Raw genomic sequence first — 16781 nt, 5'->3', positions numbered from 1 at the left:
TCGTATCTCGCTCACCGCGCCAGCCTACGGATCCGCGCCCACCTTCGGGCGGAGCGAGGGCGCGTGCACCGGTGGACGGACCTCCCGTGGCCGGCCCGGGACCGCCGGGCCCCCGTCGGCGGGGCCCCGAGGCGCACCCCGTCGGCGCACCAACCCGCCCGGGGGTGCCAATACCCCAAAGGTGCAATGCTGGGCGGGCAAGCCCGAACATCAGAAGAGTCAGTGTCGTAGATGCCTGAGATGCCGGATTTTGCGCGTACCCCCGCTCTGTCCCGTACAAGCCACGCCGCCCGATGGCGTACGTTGTTGCGTCGCGTGCCGGGTTACCCGGACGGTCACGGCGCGCACTCCGGTTACAACGGACACCTGGCCACGAACGGGCTTACGGTAGGCACCTTTCGGATGCCGACTTCGTACCGCTATGGTGCTTGACAAGGGACATCCGGGCCCGATACCGAGCCCTCCGGCACGATGTGTTCCGGGGGGCCGGCGGAGAGGTTGCGAAGGTACGTGCGCAGACAACCGATGGCCAGTAGCACGGGCATCGCCGCAGACTCGGAGCCGACCTCGGCCCAGGGTTTGCCCGTGGACAACGAGGACGGCGCTGCTACGCAGCGTGACGATCATCCGTCGGCGCCCAGAGGACCGGGGGGGTCTGGCCTGAGCCGGCTTCGCCATGCGGTCGCCACCCCCACCAACTGGCGAGTCCGCACGAAACTGATCGCGGTCCTGATCGTTCCGGTCGTCGCGATTCTGGTCTACTCCTCGATCGCGGCCGGCTCCGTGCTGACCAACACCCGCGATGTCAACCGGATCTCCGACCTCACCCGGATCAGCAAGTCCGCGGTCACCCTCGTCCAGACGTTGCAGCTGGAGCGGACGTACAGCACCGGCTTCGTCGCCAGCGGCCCGATCGGATCCCGCAACACGGACCCCATCCCGGCTCGCCAGTCAGCGGTCAACGATGCCTATCGGGCATACACCGCGGTGGCGGACAAGCGGCACGACTCGTTCGGTTCCTCAGTCCGTTCCGCACTCGACGACGTGCGTGACCGGATGAGCACGCTGCCCGCCAAGCGGCAGGCCATCCAGCGGCTCGTCGACGCCCGCGCGGTCGGCACGGCGTTCGCTCCCATCATCGACTCGCTGCTCGAGCTGGTTCGACTCATCCCGCAGGGAAATGACGACCAGCAGCTGGACGACGCCGTCAGCGCGGCGTTCTACCAGCTCTCGGCGACCGAACTCCTCGCCGAACAACAGGCGCTCATCCTGCGTCTGATCGAGGGCCGGGGCACACCCTTCCTCGAGTCCGACTTCCGCGAGTTCCTGTCCGCCGAGACCCAGCGCGGTCGCGACCAGTCCGTGATCGAGGACCTGCAGAATCCCGCGCTGCTCGCTCTCTACCGGCCGACGGTCGACGCGGACTTCAGCGGCGACATCAAGAACACCGACAACATCATCGAGAAGATCCTCAACGCCTCGATCGGTCAGCGGCTCGACATCTCCACGGAAATCTGGAACCGCTCCACGAAAGAGACCATCGACATCGGGATCGATGCGACCGGCAAGATGCTCGACGTCGCCGACGAGCGGGTCGACTCGCTGCGCAGCGACATCCAGCGCCGGGCCCTGCTGTCCGGTCTGCTGGTCGTGCTCATCCTGGCCACCGCCCTGCTGGCCGCGCTGATCGTGGCACGGTCGCTGGTGCGCCCGCTGCTGGCACTGCGCACCGCGGCGCTGGATGTCGCCGACCGTCGACTGCCCGAGGCCGTCCGCCGGCTGCGGGACTCCACCGACCAGCACTTCGACGACGCGATCGAACCCGTCGGTATCACCACCGACGAGGAGGTCGGTGACGTCGCCCGGGCCTTCGACGAGGTCCACCGCGAGGCGGTCCGGCTGGCCTCCGAACAGGCGTCGCTGCGAAACAACGTGAACGCCATGTTCGTGAACCTGTCCCGGCGAAGCCAGGGCCTGGTGGAACGCCAGCTTCGCCTGATCGACGATCTGGAAAACCGCGAACAGGACCCCGACCAGCTGTCGAACCTGTTCAAACTCGACCACCTCGCCACCCGAATGCGGCGGAACAACGAGAGCCTGTTGGTTCTCGCCGGAACCGACACCGCACGACGCTGGACCCATCCCGTCCCACTCAACGAAGTGGTCCTGGCGGCCATTTCCGAGGTGGAGCAGTACACCCGGGTCAAGCAGACCACCGCCGCCCCGGTGTCCATCGCCGGAAACGGTGTCAGCGACGTCGTCCACCTGGTCGCGGAGCTGCTGGAGAACGCCACGTCCTATTCGCCGCCGGTGACCGACGTGCGGGTGACGAGTCATTCACTCGGCCCCGGCGCCGGCGCGATGATCGAGATCGAGGACCAGGGCATCGGCATGCCCGCCAAGGAGCTCGAGCGGGTCAACGAGCGGCTGGCGAACCCGCCGGTCGTGGACGTGTCCGTCTCCCGCACCATGGGTCTGTTCGCCGTCGGACGGCTGGCCAGCCGGCACGGCATCCGCGTGCAGCTGCGTGAGTCCTCCTCCGGCGGGATCACCGCGGTCGTGCGACTGCCCGCCCGCCTGGTCACCGGCGACAGCGCCGGCGGCGCCGGCCGCGTGCCGGCCATCAACCGGCCGACCGCCACCGCGTCCCCAGCCCTGCCCGCCGCCGACAGCGCCGCACGCCCGGCCATCGGTACCGAGCCGGCCGGGCGCACCGGACCCACTCCCGCCCTGCCGGCCGCGGCCGGCGGTTCCGCCAACGGCTCCAGCAACGGGCACCACACCCTGGCCGGCAGCTCCCCCGCCGCGCCGGGAAGCCTGTTCGAGGACTCCAGCAGCACGCAGCGACTCCCCAGCACCGGACCCTTCCCGCTCACCGGGCCGATGGCGACACCGCTGGGCACCGACCGCACCGGCCCGGTCCCCCTGCCCACCCGGCCGGGCCTCGGGCTCGACAGGTTCGGCCCTGACGGGGAGAACCTGCCGGTCCGCGGACGGTCCACGGACGACCCCCGCAACCGCGCCACCGGCCCGGCCCACCCCACCGGACCCACCGGGCCCACGCCGGGCGGTGGCGGTCCGACCGGGCCACAGGCCACCCCGCCCGGCGACGACCGCGGGCCGAGCGACCGCGGTGAGCCGAGCGGTCGGCGCGCACCGGACGGCCTCAACCCCGACACCGAGTCGATCGGACGCCGTGGGCTCCCCCGCCGGGAGCCGGCCACGGGTGAGCCGACCAGCCAGATCTCGTTCCCGGACAGCCGCTGGTCGACCCAGCCCAGGCCGGAGAAGCCGCAGGTCGCACCAAGCGAGCCGGCGCCCCTGCCGGTGCGGGAGCGCCCGGGGGGGATCTCGGTGACGCCGGGGCCCACCGGCCCACCCTCCGCCAGGGGCCCGGCAGCGCCCGACGGCGAGGCACCCACCGGCCCGCGCGGCCGCGACCGGATCGAGCGGCCCTCCGAATCCCGGACCGGACCCCAGACCGGACTCCAGATCGGGCCCCGGTCCGAACCGCAGACCGGCCCGCAGACCGGCCCACGGACCGGCCCGCAGCGCGTCGTCCCCGCGGACGAGCAGCCGGCAGCGCCGGCCACCCCGACCGGACCCACGACCGGACCCACGACCGGACCGACGACCGGACCGACGAGGCCGGCCACCCCGGCACAGCCGGCCTCGTCGACTCAGGCCGCTCAGGCCGGGCGGCAGGCCGCTCGGTCAGCGCCGGAGCCGGACACCGCGGAAGCGGAGGCGGACGCGGCCGAGACCGATGACGCCGAGACGTCGCCGATCTTCGATTCGGTGTCGGCCTGGTTCCAGCGCCGTACCCCGACGTCGACCGGGGCGCAGGGCACCAACGGACGCGGCGCTCCCGCGTCGGCACAGGCCGCCGCAGCGGCTGCACCGGCACCGCCGCTGCGTCCTCGGCTCGAGGCCCAGGAGTCCGGCGCACCGGGTGCTCCTGGGGTGCGGCCAGCCGGACGTCCGGGCATCGGCGGCGCCTTCGGGCACCGCGTGCCGCTGCGTCCGGGCCACGACCCGCTGTCCGGGTCCCGGGCGACACCGGCCGGTGATCCCGTGGTGGAGTCAGCCCCGCCCATGCCCGCCCGGGCCCCCCAGACCTCTCCGCAGCCCGCGGCGGCCTCTGCGGCCTACCAGGCAGGTGGACCGCCGTCAGGTCCCCAGCCGTTGGGAGCCCAGCCGTTGGGAGCCCAGCCGACGCAGCCAGCGAGCCGGGAGGGCTGGAGCTCTCCCGGCGACGCCGGTTGGCAGGCAGCCGAGGCGTCCCGCCGACCGGTCTCCGGTGGCCTGACGAGCTCGGGCCTACCGGTGCGAGTCCCCATGACCCATCTCGTGCCCGGCAGCGCCGAACCCGCGCCAAGCCGGCGTCCCGCCGAGACCGCGTCCCGGTCCCCCGAAGCTGTCGGTGGCCGGTTGGCCAGCTTCTACCAGGGCGTACGGCAAGGACGTGATGTCGGAGTCGACACCACGAGCAATCCCCGTCGTGACGCGCAGGAGGAACGGTGACACCCGTGAGTTCTGATGCCCAGAACCTCAACTGGCTGATCAACAACTTTGTCGACCGTGTACCCGGGGTTGCCCACACCGTGGTGGTGTCCGCGGACGGCCTGCTGTTGGCCGTCTCGGACGGTTTCCCCCGGGACCGGGCCGACCAGCTCGCCGCGGTCGCCTCGGGACTGGTCAGTCTCACCCAGGGCGCCGCCCGGGTCTTCGAGGCCGGGGCGGTGACGCAGACGGTCGTGGAGATGGAACACGGGTTCCTGTTCATCATGGCGATCAGCGATGGCGCGAGCATGGCGGTGCTCGCCGCACCGTCCTGCGACATCGGCCTCGTCGGCTACGAGATGGCCCTGCTGGTCAGCCGGGCCCGGGATGTCCTGACCCCGGCTCTGCGCGCCGAGCTACAGGGAACGCTTCCGCGGTGAACGAACGGTCTCACGGGGAGTCAGGGTGAGTATCGATCCCGACAATGCGCCCGGTCCGGTGGTCCGGCCCTATGCGATGACCGGTGGGCGCACACGGTCGCGCTACGAACTCGCCATTGAGGCGCTGGTCATCACGACCCCGCAGGGCGAGGAACGGATCATCGGCCTCAACCTCGAGCAACAGTCCATCGCCGCCATGTGCCGGCAGGTGCGATCGATCGCGGAGATCGCCGCCGGCCTCCGAGTCCCGCTCGGGGTCGCCCGGGTGCTGGTCGGCGACATGGCGGACGAACGCATCGTCCGCGTCTACCAGCAGCCTGACCGCGACGAGGCACCGGATCTCGCGCTGCTCGAAAGGGTTCTCAGTGGCCTTCGAAAGCTCTGACAACAGGAGGGTGAACTCCTCCGTCGCCACGACCTCGGTGAAGATCGTGGTCGCGGGCGGCTTCGGCGCCGGGAAGACCACGTTCGTGGGCTCGGTGTCGGAGATTGTTCCGCTGCGCACCGAGGCCGTGATGACCGAGGCCGGTGCGCACGTCGACGACCTGACCCACCTGTCGGACAAGACCACGACCACGGTCGCGATGGACTTCGGCCGTGTCTCCCTCGACGAGGACCTGATCCTCTACCTGTTCGGGACGCCCGGGCAGTACCGCTTCTGGTTCATGTGGGACGACATCGTGCGCGGCGCGATCGTGCTCGCCGACACCCGCCGGCTGGCCGACTGCTTCGCCGCCGTCGACTACTTCGAGCAGCGCCAGCTGCCGTTCGTCATCGGCGTCAACTGCTTCGACGGCATTCTGCGCCACTCCATCGAGGACGTCCGCGAGGCGTTGCAGATCAACCCGAACGTTCCGATCATCACCTGCGATGCCCGCAACCGGGACTCGACCAAGAGCGCGCTGATCGCGGTGGTGGAACACACGATGTCCAGGGCCGCCGCCCGGGCCTGACGGGGCCCACCCGGCCGGGGAGCCGAAGCTCGCCCCGGCCGGGTCCCCGGCGAGCCCGGCGAGCCCGGCCGGGCTTCACACCGGTGTCGCGGGCCGGGTCCGATCAGGCGGTGCCGGCCGGTAGCTGGCGCAGCTGACCGTCGGTGGGGACGCGGCTGTTGCCGCTGTTGTTCACGATCTGCAGTTTCAGGTCGTTGTCGGCCTGCACCCACTGGCCGCCGACGGCGGCGACCTGCGCGACGTTCTTGGGCACGTTCGGCTGGGACCCGAAGGCCACCGGACCGACGATCGTCTGGGCGTCCACCTCGCGGATCGCCGCGACGATGGCCTCCCGCTCCAGCGACTCGGCTCCGCCCAGTGCCTTGACCGCCACCTCGAACAGCGCGTTGACGAAGCCGAGCACCGGCGTCCAGACCCGGCCCGTGCTGCTGATGAAGTCGGTCGCCAGGTCCTTGGCGGCCCGGTTGTCCAGCGAGCTGCGGTAGGGATGCGACGGCGACCAGCCGATCTCGGTGGTGAGCCCGTCGCCGTTGGACCCGAAGGTCCGCACGTCCTCCTGGAAGTCGAGGGCCTTCGAGAAGGTCATCGCCTTGGGGGTGAAGGTACCGTTGCGGATCGTGCGCTGGAAGGCGTCGAAGTCCGCGGTCGGCATGACACCGACGACCGCCTCGACTCCCGCGGAGTCGAACGCCGACGCATACGCCCCGAAGTCCGTCGTTCCGGTGTCGAAGCCCTCCCGGGGCGAGGTCACCCGAAAGCCGAAGTTCTGGACCGACGGAATGCCGAAGTCCTGGTTGGCGAAGGCACCACCGTCATCGTCAGCGGTGTAGATCAGGCCCACCTTGGTGATTCCCAGCTGCCGCCACATCGCCACATAGGCGGAGACGATGTCCTCCAGGCCGGTGTAAAAGTGGTACGTCCAGTGGAAGGGCATGTCGACATTGCCGCCACGGCCGTTCCACCATGACTGCCACGGCGCGACGCTGGAGATGCACGGCACCTGGTTGATCTCGCACTGGTCTGCGACCGGAATGGCCGTGTCGGAGGTGCCGCCGGCCAGAACCAGATCCACGTGGTCCTTGTAGATCAGGTCGGTGGTCGCGATACCAGCCCGGTGCCGGTCCGACTGGGAGTCACGGACGAGGATCTCCACCGGGTAGGTACGGCCGCCCACCTTGATGCCGTCGGTGAGCAGCCTGCGCATCCGTGTGACGATGAAGGAGTCGACAGCGCTGTAGGCGTCCAGGGTGCCGGTGCGGGGCAGCACGTAGCCGATGCGCACCTTGCGGGCCGCGCTGGCACCCGACGATGACCCGCCGCAGGCCGCCAGCAGCCCCGCGGCCGGCGCGGCGACGGCCGCGGTCCCGGCCCAGCGCAGCAGCCGGCGTCGGTCGAGGGACGGGGCGTCGGGCACCCGCGGCGGCCCGGCGGGCATCCCGCCGACCGCGTCCGTCCGCGTCCGCGCGGCCGAGCCGCAATCGCCATTCGTCCCACCGTCTGAGCTGAGCATGGACCGATCCTGCCCCACCCCGGTTTAAACCCGACAACCGGGTCCGGTGCCACCGCGACCGACCCGATCCCCCTAATCGGATGTAACCGACATACCGCCGGGACTGCCTACCGTCAGCAGGGGATCGAATGTGCTCAGTTCACGCCGCAGAATCGGTGCGGCGCCGAACCGCTCGCCTTGAGATCCAGGGTGCCCTGCGCCTTCCCGCGGATTCCGCCGCCGGGCTTGGCGATGTGGGTGGCGGTCAGATCCTTGAGCGGCCCGCTGGTGAACCTGACATCGCCGATCACGTTGGCGCCGTCGTTGCCCGACACCGCCGTAATCGTGTACTGGCCGGCCTGCCCGGCCCACTGGTAGCCACCGGCCGTCCGTTCGACGACGAGCGTCCCGACCACCTCGCTGGACAGCTTCAGCTCAGGAGCCATCGCCGTCACCAGCCGGCACTGCCACGCCCCGTCAATCATCGCCTTGCCGACCAGCGCGTCGGGATTGGTGGGGATGACCGGGGCGGTGCTGCTGTCCGCGGTCGCGGTCGGCGTCGCGTCGTTCTGGTCGCCACGCAGCACGACATAGCCGCCGACGGCGAGCAGCGAGACGACCAGGGCGACGGCCAACGGCCCGATCCAGCCCTGGCGCAGCCAGGCCAGCCGGTCCTGGGGCGCCAGGTCGTCGTCGAGGTCGTCCGCGGCGGCCCGCACCTGATCGGCCGGTTCGAGCAGCGTGGACGAGGTGGCGTCCCGACCGGCCCGCCGCCTGGGTCCGGTGTGCGCACCGGTGGTGTCGCCGGCCACCCGAGCGGCGCGATGCCCGCCGGTGCCGGTCAGCGCCCGGCCCGGCCCGGTGGCCCGCCGCCTGCGTTCGCCGGTGTCGGCCCGACCACGTCCACCGGTCCGCTCGGGCGCCCCCGTCCGGTCCTCCGGTCGCTCTCCGGCCGGCCCACCACCGGAGGCGACCGGCTGCAGGCTGTTCGTGTCCGTGATCGGGTTCGGGGTGCGGCGGCGATCCGCCGGAACGCTGCGTCCGCTGGGTTTGCGCACCGACCTGGACGGCTGCCAGCCGCTGTCGTCCTCGCCGGGAGTCTCCCCCGCACCTGGCCGGCTCCGCCCGCCGCCACCCGCGCGGCGGGGAACGAGCGAGGTCATCTCGGCCGGCGTCTCGGGTCGACGGCCGGGTCGGGACGGGACGGGTGTGGCACCGGGACGTCCGGAACGTCCCGGGTCGGGCATCGCCGCGGGCCGAGCAGGGCTGCTGACCGGCGCGGACCGTCTCGCGGCCGGGGCCGACCCGGTGGCGACCGGCGCCGCTGACGGGGCGGGCGCGCCCGGCGCCGCGCCACCGGGCCGGTAGAGCGGCCGGACCGACGTCATCGTCTCCTCGACCCGCCGCGGCGACGAGCCACCACGCTCCGGTGACACCCGCGCGCCACCAGCGTCGGCTCCACCCCGGCCCGGCATCCGCCCGCCCGGACTCACCTGGCCGCCCGGACTCACCTGGCCGCCGGGACTCAGAGCGGAGGCACCTGGGCCGAGCGTGCTTCCCCCGGGCCGTGCGGGCAGCCCGGGTAGCGGCCCGGACAGCGGATCCATCCGTTCCGAGGCAGGCGCGGGCGCGCCGGACGGCGGCAGCGGACGTACGAAGCTGCCCGTGTCGGCGAGCGGATTACGCCAGCCGGAGTCATCGGGACCAGGCTGACGGGCCCGGCCGCGCGGCGCCATCAAGGGCTCCACAGGTGCGGCCGGTGCGCCAGGCCCCAGGGGATCGGCGGTGCGCCAGGCCCTGGCGCCGCTCCCGCGGGACACCTCGGGCGCCGAGTACTCGGGTGCCGAGTAGCTGTCCGGACCGAAGCCTCGGGGCGGCGTGGACGGGTAGGCCGGCGGCGGCTCGTCCAGCGCGCCGCCCGCTGCCCGGGCCGCGGCATCGCCGTTGGGAAGCGGGCGCAGACGTGGGGCGCTGTGGCCGTTCCACGGATCGGCGCGGCGCCGGATGGCCGCGCCCTCACGACCGCCACTCGGGTGCGGTGCCTGCTGGGACGCCCCCGACGCACCCGCGCGCGTCGAGGCGGGCGCCTGCACGGGTGCCGCCGTGGCCACCGGCGGCGAGGCGGAAACCTGCGGGGACGCCGGGAGCTGTCCGCCGGGTCCGCCGCGGCCGGTCGCCGGCACCGGACGGGCCGAGATCGGGAAACCACCGGTGAACGGGTCGGAGTACGCGGAATCGGAACCGGACCTCGCGACCGGCGGCGGCGCGGGCGACGAGTACCGCGGCCGTTGCCCCGGCTCCGCCTCGACCGCACGGGCCGTGGCCGGACCCGACGTGTCGTCCAACCGGGTGCTCTCCGCACGGATGTTCCTCGGGCGGATGCTCTCCGGGCGGATGCTCTCCGGGCGGTGGTCGAAGCCGTTCTCCCCGTGGCCGCTCGGCGCACCCACCCGGGTGGTGGGGTCTGGCCCGGTCGGCGAGACGGACGGCAGATAGGACACCGCCGGGACGGACCTGGGTGGGTCGGCGGTGGGCGGTGCGACCGAGATACCCGACGCGGAGGCGGCGGTCGCCCCGTCCCAGGTGCTGGTGACATCGAACGGGTCCGCGTGCCGACGCGCCCCGCCCGACACCGTCCCCGAGGGAACCGGACCAGCGGACACCTGACCAGCGGAGACGGCGCCGGCGCCGGCGGACATCGGACCGGCGGCGGGCTCGACAGGAGGCGTCGGGGCCGCTGGCCACAGCGCCGGCTCCCAGTGGGATGCCGCGGGCGCCGGTTCGGGCTCGCCGACCCGCTCGACCGCGAAGAAGTCGTCGCCACGACGGACCGGGGCGGGCCGGTTGAGGTCGGCGTCAGACGTCGTCACCGGACGATCACCTGCCGCGCCGCGCCGGGCGACCCGGCGGCGGCCATGAGGCCGCGGTCACGCGCGAAAGCCGCGGTGCGTTGTGAGACGGTGCGATACATGATCATCGGGCGGCATCTCCTGCCCCCCAGGTCAGCAAGAAGATCGAAAAAAGCGTGCCGGCGCCTCGTCAGGAACCGGCTGGTGCGGCAAAAAATTGTGCCAACGATGTTGTCGAACGATTTTACACGGGAGTCCGTCATCGCTTGTCTCGGCAGGCGGCATAGATCTCCCGCACGATCCGCTGCGACGACTCGGACTGCACGCTCGCGCTGAATCGCCGGTACTCCTCCTGGGTGTACGTGGCCTCCAGCTTGTCCAGCGTGCAGGTGCAGTAGCTCTCGTTTCCGTTGCTGACGTCCAGGCAGGATCCGAGGTAGGCGTTTCGAACGTCCTTGTCGTACTGGGCGTGCCCGGATGTCGTGGCGCCCGCGGTCTGCCCGGTACCCGAGTCGCCGCCGCCCAGCGCAAGGTAACCGACCAGGGTGAGACCCAGGCAGACCAGCGCCACGGTGGCGACGATCAGCACGATGGGTCGCTGACGGGCCTGCCGCGTCAACGCGGACAGTCGGCCCCCGATCCCCGTCTCCGGGCCGACGGCCCCGGGGCGCGCCGGCGGGGTTCCCCCGGGCACCCGCCCGTCCGCGCGCCCCCGCGACGGCGCCCAGCCGGATCGTCCCTCCTCCTCGTCGCGGCCAGGCGGGAGGTGGGAGTCGTCGTCGAGGTCGTCGTCGAGGTCGTCATCCCAGTGCGCGACGCCCGCGGCGCGCAGCGGTGTCGCGCCGGTGTGCGTGGCGGCGCCACCGACACGACGGATCTCACCGGTCTGCTCGCTGTCGGCGTTCCAGGGACCGGCCGGCCGGTTACCGGCCCGTCCCACCGGACCGGTCGACCCGATGTCGCCCAGCGGCCCACCGGCCACCCCCAGCCCGCCGGTCGGGCCCAGCCCGCCGGTCGTCCCCGGAGCGTCTGCCGCACCCGGAGCGCCCGTCGCGCCCAGACCACCGACCGCACCGGGACCCGCTGACGCCCCCGGCCCACCGGCCGCATCCGTGCCCCGGCCCGAGCCCGCTGGCCCACCAGAGGCACCCAGCCCGCCCGGCGCACCCGGACCGGCGGGCATTCCCAGCCCACCGGTCGTGGCCAGGCCGCCGGCGGCCGCGAGCCCGCCCGGTGCCATCGGCCCGGCGGTCCGGGGCTGGTCGCTCATCCGGGTCTGGTCACCGGGCCGGGTCTGGCCGCCGGTCTGCGGCTGCTCCGTCGTGAGGGCGTGTTCACGGGTCAGGGACCAACGGCCGAACTGGGTCGCGCTGCCGTAGGCCGGCAGCGCGCCCGTGGCGGTTGCCTCGACCGGGCCCGAACCGGACGCACCGGCACGGGACGTACCCGTGCCGGAGGCCGCCCCCGGGGCGCCGGCTGACCCACCCGAGGTCGGAGCGCCGGCGTGGGCCGACGGCGCCGAGGGCGCGCTCGTGCCCGACCAGGACGGCGCCACGGCGGGGCCGACTGGTGGTGCGGTGGATACCGACTGCCAGGTCTGGGCGGCCTCGTCCCAGACGTAGGCGCCGTCGTCACTGACCCAGCGGCCATGCTCGTCGAGGCGCATCGGTCGTCCTTCGTGCCGGAGACGGACGACCCCAGGGTGCCATGCCCGCACCCCACCGGATTCGACCGGGTGTCAGGGCCGGCCGGCAGTGACCATGATCTCGGCCTTCTGGAACTCCTTGAGGGTGGCGTATCCCGTCGTGGCCATGGCTGCCCGCAGGCCTCCGGCGAGGCTGCCCGCGGTCGCGCCCACGGGGGCGCCGATGCCGTGCACGATCTCCTCCAGGGTCGCCGTACCCGCCACCGGGGACCAGTTCCCGGCGGGCAGGTCGGAGGACAACACGTTCATCGGCCAGACGCCGCCCTGGCCGGGCGCGTCCTGTGCGGTGGCGAGCACCGCGTCGACCATCACCGCGTCCGCCCCGCAGGCGACCGCCTTGGCGACGTCACCGCCGGTGCGCAGGTCGCCGTAGCCGATCACATGTACGTAACGGCCGCCCGACTCGTCGAGGTAGCGCATCCGCGCCCCGGCGGCGTCCGCGATCGCGGTCGCCAGGGGGACGCCGACGCCGAGTGTCTCGTGGGTCCGGTCACCGAGACCGGAGCCGACACCGACGATCACACCGGCGGCACCAGTCCGCATCAGATGCAGCGCCGTGGAGAACGACGCGCATCCGCCGACCAGCACCGGCAGGTCGAGTTCGCCGATGAACCGCTTGAGGTTGAGCGGCTCGGTCTGGCGCGACTGGTGTTCGGCGGAGACGGCGGTGCCGTGGATGACCAGCAGATCGGCCCCGGCGGCAAGCACATGCGCCGACAGCGCCCGCACCTTCTGCGGTCGCAGCGCCGCGGCGACGGTCACCCCGGCCTCCCGCAGCTCCCCCAGCCGACGGGCGATGAGGTCGGGGTCGACCGGGGTGGCGTAGAGCTCGCGCAGCCGGGCGTTGGCCACCGCGGGGCCCGCGGTGATGCCCAGGTCGGTCACCTCGGCGATCAGCGACTCCGGTGCCTCGTACCGGGTCCACAGCCCCTCGACGTGCAGGATGCCCAGCCCACCGAGCCGGCCCAGCGCGATCGCGGACGCGGGTGAGGTGATGGCGTCCGCCGGCGCGGCCACCAGCGGCAGGTCGAACCGGTAGGCGTCGATCTCCCAGCCCAGCGACACGTCCCGCGGGTCACGGGTGCGCCGTGACGGGACGATGCCGACGGCGTCGAGACCGTACGCGACCCGGGCGTTCCTACCGATGCCGATCTCGACCTCTGCCACGCTTGCGGTCTCCTGACTCCAGCCGGTGGCCTGGCCCCGGCACGACGCGAAACAACACGGTGGACGGGGGCGCCCGCGGCACCACCCGTCCACCCGAGATGGGAAGGAGCTCTCGTCAGCGCACGGAGTTGTAGTTCGGCGCCTCGACGGTCATCTGGACGTCGTGCGGGTGGCTCTCGACCAGGCCGGCGGAGGTGATCCGGATCAGCTGCGCGTCGTCCTGAAGGCGTTGGATCGTCGGCGAGCCGGTGTATCCCATCGCGGCGCGCAGCCCGCCGATGAGCTGGTGCGCGACGGCCGCGAGCGAGCCACGGTAGGGCACCTGCCCCTCGACGCCCTCGGGGACGAGCTTGTCGTCGGAGAGCACGTCGTCCTGGAAGTAGCGGTCCTTGGAGTAGGACCGCGCCACACCGCGGCTGCGCATCGCCGCCAGCGAGCCCATGCCCCGGTATGCCTTGAACTGCTTGCCGTTGATGAAGATGAGCTCGCCCGGGCTCTCGTCCACGCCGGCGAGCAGGCTGCCGAGCATGACCGTGTCGGCGCCGACCGCGATCGCCTTGGCGATGTCCCCGGAGTACTGCAGGCCACCGTCGCCGATGACGGGCACGCCGTGGCGCCGGGCGACCTGGGCCGCCTCGTAGATCGCGGTGACCTGCGGCACACCGACACCGGACACGATGCGGGTGGTGCAGATCGAGCCGGGCCCGACCCCGACCTTGATCGCGTCCGCGCCGGCGGCGATGAGCGCGGCGGCTCCGGCGCCGGTCGCCACGTTCCCACCGATGATGTCCAGCGGACGGCCGCCGGGACCGGCCCGCAGATCGGTCTTGAGCCGGCGGACCATGTCGGGCACGGCCCGCTGGTGCCCGTGCGCGGTGTCGACGATCAGGAAGTCCACACCGGCGGCGACGAGCACCTGGGCCCGCTTGTAGGCGTCCTCCCCGACACCGACCGCGGCGCCGACGACGAGCCGGCCGTCCGCGTCCTTGGTGGCGTTCGGGTACTGCTCACGCTTGGTGAAGTCCTTGACGGTGATCAGCCCGCGCAGCCGACCCGAGTCGTCGACGATCGGCAGCTTCTCGATCTTGTGTCGGTGCAGCAGGGCAAGCGCGTCCTCGGGGGACACGCCGACCGGAGCGGTGATCAGCGGCATCCGGGTCATCACGTCCTGGACCCGGCGGGAGTAGTCACGCTCGAAGCGGATGTCACGGTTGGTGACGATGCCGACGAGCTGGCCGTCCGGCTCGGTCACCGGCACACCGGAGATGCGGTAGCGCGCCATGAGGACGTTGGCGTCCTCGAGGGTGGCCTCGGGGCCGCAGGTCACCGGTGCGGTGATCATGCCGGACTCGGACCGCTTGACCATGTCGACCTGCTGGGCCTGCTCGTCGATCGACAGGTTGCGGTGCAGCACACCGACGCCGCCCTGGCGGGCCATGGCGATCGCCATCCGCGCCTCGGTCACCGTGTCCATCGCCGAGGAGACCAGCGGGACGGCGAGGTTGATCGAACGCGACAGCCGGGTCGACGTGTCGGCCTCGGAGGGCACCAGGTCGGACTCGGCCGGCAGCAGCAGGACGTCGTCGAAGGTCAGCCCGAGCATCGCGAGCTTCGGTGGTACCGGGGCGGCGTCGGCACCCAGCAGGTCTGCTCGGGGCTCGACGGAGCCTGCGCCCGACGTGGACGAGTGCGTGGCGACAGGGGCGTTCATGGCACCTTCCGTTCCGGAGTGACCGGTGCCGCGGCGCTGCGGAACCGCCCGACGGCCACGGCCCCGCCGGGTGCCTGGGGTCCGGCCCGATCGCCCGGTGGACGAGACGGGAACGCGGGGCCTCGCGGACCCCGGGCCCGCGTGCGGCCATCGCTGGGAGACATCCGGCCGTCGGGTCACGGCACATCCCCATCGTAGAGGGCGATGGCACTACTGGGCGGGCGCCGCGTGACCGAGATCGCGGCCGGGCCACGGTGTCGCCTCGCTACCCGCGACGGCGGTCGTGCCCTGAGCGGACGACCCTGGCCACCAGCGCGAAGAGCCGTGACCTCCAGTCGCGGGGACCCGCACAACCGGTGGGATGAGCGCGGCCGACGGGGTTTTCGGGACGACGACGAGCCGCCGAACCTCTCACAAGCGCCGCACAACGGTGCCGAGACTCCGAATCGGGACCACTTAGCAGTCCGGGCAAGCGTAGCGTTGTCCTCGTGAGCGACGAGCCTGTCGACCCCTTCGCGGGTGACCCCGAGGATCCGGCCGCTGAGCTCGCGCGCCTCGACTCCGCAGACGATCTCCATCTGCTCGAACCGCTTTCCCTGCACGAGCGGGAAGAGGTCCTCGCGGAGCTGGGAGACCTGGACGTCTTCCGCACGTTGCTCGAGCCACGCGGGTACCGCGGGCTCGTGGTCGACTGCGAGGGTTGCGCTGAGCCCCACTACTTCGACTGGGAGCTGCTGGCCGGCAATCTGCGCAACCTGCTCAACGAGGGCCGCACCCGGGTGCACGAGCCGGCGTTCGCGCCTGACTACTCGTGCTACGTGAGCTGGGAGTACGCCCGCGGCTTCGCCGACGGCGTCTACGAGGCGTCCGCCGCCTCGGAGGCCGACTCCCGCTGAGTTCCACCGCGCGGTCGCGATCGCGCGGTGTCCGCCATCCCATGGTGTGGCCGGCCGTCCCGGGGATGTGGTGGCCGGTCCCCGCTGTGGGGTGCCTCCTCGCTGCCCCGGGTGTGCCCGAGCGGGGGCCCACGTTCGGACGTCCGCGGTAGAACTTTCGAGCCAGCGCGACATCCGCCGCACCCGGACCATCCGCCGCGTCCGGACCATCCGATCTGACCGAGCGTGCGCCGGCGGCTCGAGTCCGTGACGCCCGCCGGGCATACCGGGCGAGGGTCCGGGCCGGGCGGACGGCGAACCGCGGCACAGCTCGCGCGAGGTCGTGTGACCAGCCGAGGTCGTGGGTAGGCGAAGGTCCTGGGTAGGCAGAACACCATCCGACCCGCTCCGCCCCTCGGCGTTGGCCGCGGCACGCCCCGACGGTGCGGCGCGCGGTCAGGCACGCCGCGACAGGTCGCGGACCGACGGTGGCCGATGCCGGGCCCAGGGTGAAATTCTCAAGATCCCCGGGAGGGTGACCGGTACTACGGTGACGCCGCGGCGCTCGCCGCTCAGGTCGAAAGGGGGGCTCAGGCCGATGACCGATGTTCGACGACTTCCCGGCCCCGGCGCGGAGAAGTGGGAGTGGCAGCTTCACGGCGCCTGCCGGGGCGAGAGTACGGAGTTGTTCTTCCATCCCGAAGGCGAACGCGGGCCAGCCAGGGCGGCACGGGAGGCGGCGGCCAAGGCGATCTGCACCCGCTGTCCGGTCGTGCGTGCGTGCGGCGAGTACGCGCTGACCGCACGCGAGCCGTACGGCGTCTGGGGCGGTCTCAGCGAGTCCGAACGCGAGGCGATCCTCACCGGCCGTTCGCGGCGCGGGGTGACCCGCCGCGTACCGGCACGGCCTGGGCTCGCGCCGGCCTGCTGAACGGCGCACCGATGAGCGGTGGGGGGCGGACCGGGAGCCGATATGGCCGACATCCCCGCCCGCCACCACTGATCACCCGGGACGGGTGAGGGCCTGACTGGTTGTCACCCGACGAGGGTGGAACCGGCGGCCGGTGCCCACCGAAACGGCGATGCGGC

General features: G+C 72.5%; 12 protein-coding genes. 6 read left to right on the top strand and 6 right to left on the bottom strand.

The window, feature by feature from the left end; all coding sequences use genetic code 11:
• Window positions 1–585: 585 nt before the first annotated feature.
• The 4 genes from MXD61_RS13680 to MXD61_RS13665 are packed head-to-tail and all read left to right on the top strand — an operon-like array spanning window position 586 to window position 5896.
• Window positions 586–4524: a nitrate- and nitrite sensing domain-containing protein gene (locus MXD61_RS13680; RefSeq protein WP_308222748.1), complete on the top strand. Its 3939-nt coding sequence runs from the start codon at window positions 586–588 to the stop codon at window positions 4522–4524.
• Entirely contained in the window at window positions 4521–4943 is a 423-nt protein-coding gene (locus tag MXD61_RS13675; protein WP_163547517.1) for a roadblock/LC7 domain-containing protein, read from the top strand. The genes MXD61_RS13680 and MXD61_RS13675 overlap by 4 nt, the downstream gene beginning before the upstream one ends.
• 25 nt (window positions 4944–4968) lie before the next feature.
• Entirely contained in the window at window positions 4969–5328 is a 360-nt protein-coding gene (locus MXD61_RS13670) for a DUF742 domain-containing protein (protein ID WP_248813363.1), read from the top strand.
• On the top strand, window positions 5309–5896 hold the full coding sequence (locus MXD61_RS13665; protein ID WP_248813362.1) for an ATP/GTP-binding protein: 588 nt from the start codon (window positions 5309–5311) through the stop codon (window positions 5894–5896). The genes MXD61_RS13670 and MXD61_RS13665 overlap by 20 nt, the downstream gene beginning before the upstream one ends.
• Window positions 5897–5999: 103 nt before the next feature.
• On the opposite strand, the gene MXD61_RS13660 is transcribed toward MXD61_RS13665, so the two are convergent.
• The 6 genes from MXD61_RS13660 to guaB all read right to left on the bottom strand — a co-directional run bounded on the left by MXD61_RS13660 (window position 6000) and on the right by guaB (window position 14709).
• A complete protein-coding gene (locus MXD61_RS13660) occupies window positions 6000–7406 on the bottom strand; it encodes an ABC transporter substrate-binding protein (RefSeq protein ID WP_248813361.1) in 1407 nt (468 codons plus the stop codon).
• 134 nt (window positions 7407–7540) lie between these two features.
• Entirely contained in the window at window positions 7541–10255 is a 2715-nt protein-coding gene (locus MXD61_RS13655) for a hypothetical protein (protein WP_248813360.1), read from the bottom strand.
• On the bottom strand, window positions 10252–10497 hold the full coding sequence (locus tag MXD61_RS13650) for a hypothetical protein (RefSeq protein ID WP_248813359.1): 246 nt from the start codon (window positions 10495–10497) through the stop codon (window positions 10252–10254). Before MXD61_RS13650 ends, MXD61_RS13655 begins: the two co-directional genes overlap by 4 nt.
• On the bottom strand, window positions 10494–11900 hold the full coding sequence (locus MXD61_RS13645; RefSeq protein WP_248813358.1) for a hypothetical protein: 1407 nt from the start codon (window positions 11898–11900) through the stop codon (window positions 10494–10496). The genes MXD61_RS13650 and MXD61_RS13645 overlap by 4 nt, the downstream gene beginning before the upstream one ends.
• Before the next feature lie 72 nt (window positions 11901–11972).
• A complete protein-coding gene (locus tag MXD61_RS13640; protein ID WP_248813357.1) occupies window positions 11973–13106 on the bottom strand; it encodes a GuaB3 family IMP dehydrogenase-related protein in 1134 nt (377 codons plus the stop codon).
• A 115-nt stretch (window positions 13107–13221) separates the two neighbouring features.
• A complete protein-coding gene (guaB, locus tag MXD61_RS13635; protein ID WP_248813411.1) occupies window positions 13222–14709 on the bottom strand; it encodes an IMP dehydrogenase in 1488 nt (495 codons plus the stop codon).
• Between the two features lie 596 nt (window positions 14710–15305).
• Between guaB and MXD61_RS13630 the strand changes: the two genes are divergently transcribed.
• Both MXD61_RS13630 and MXD61_RS13625 read left to right on the top strand, forming a co-directional pair.
• Window positions 15306–15713, top strand: a complete 408-nt coding sequence (locus MXD61_RS13630) for a DUF5319 domain-containing protein (protein WP_163547526.1) — start codon at window positions 15306–15308, stop codon at window positions 15711–15713.
• A 577-nt stretch (window positions 15714–16290) separates the two neighbouring features.
• Window positions 16291–16623: a WhiB family transcriptional regulator gene (locus MXD61_RS13625; RefSeq protein ID WP_248813356.1), complete on the top strand. Its 333-nt coding sequence runs from the start codon at window positions 16291–16293 to the stop codon at window positions 16621–16623.
• Window positions 16624–16781: the final 158 nt, after the last annotated feature.

The organism is Frankia sp. AgPm24 (assembly GCF_023243055.1).
Classification (GTDB): Bacteria; Actinomycetota; Actinomycetes; order Frankiales; family Frankiaceae; genus Frankia; species Frankia umida.
This window is presented reverse-complemented; position numbering and strand designations above follow the sequence as displayed.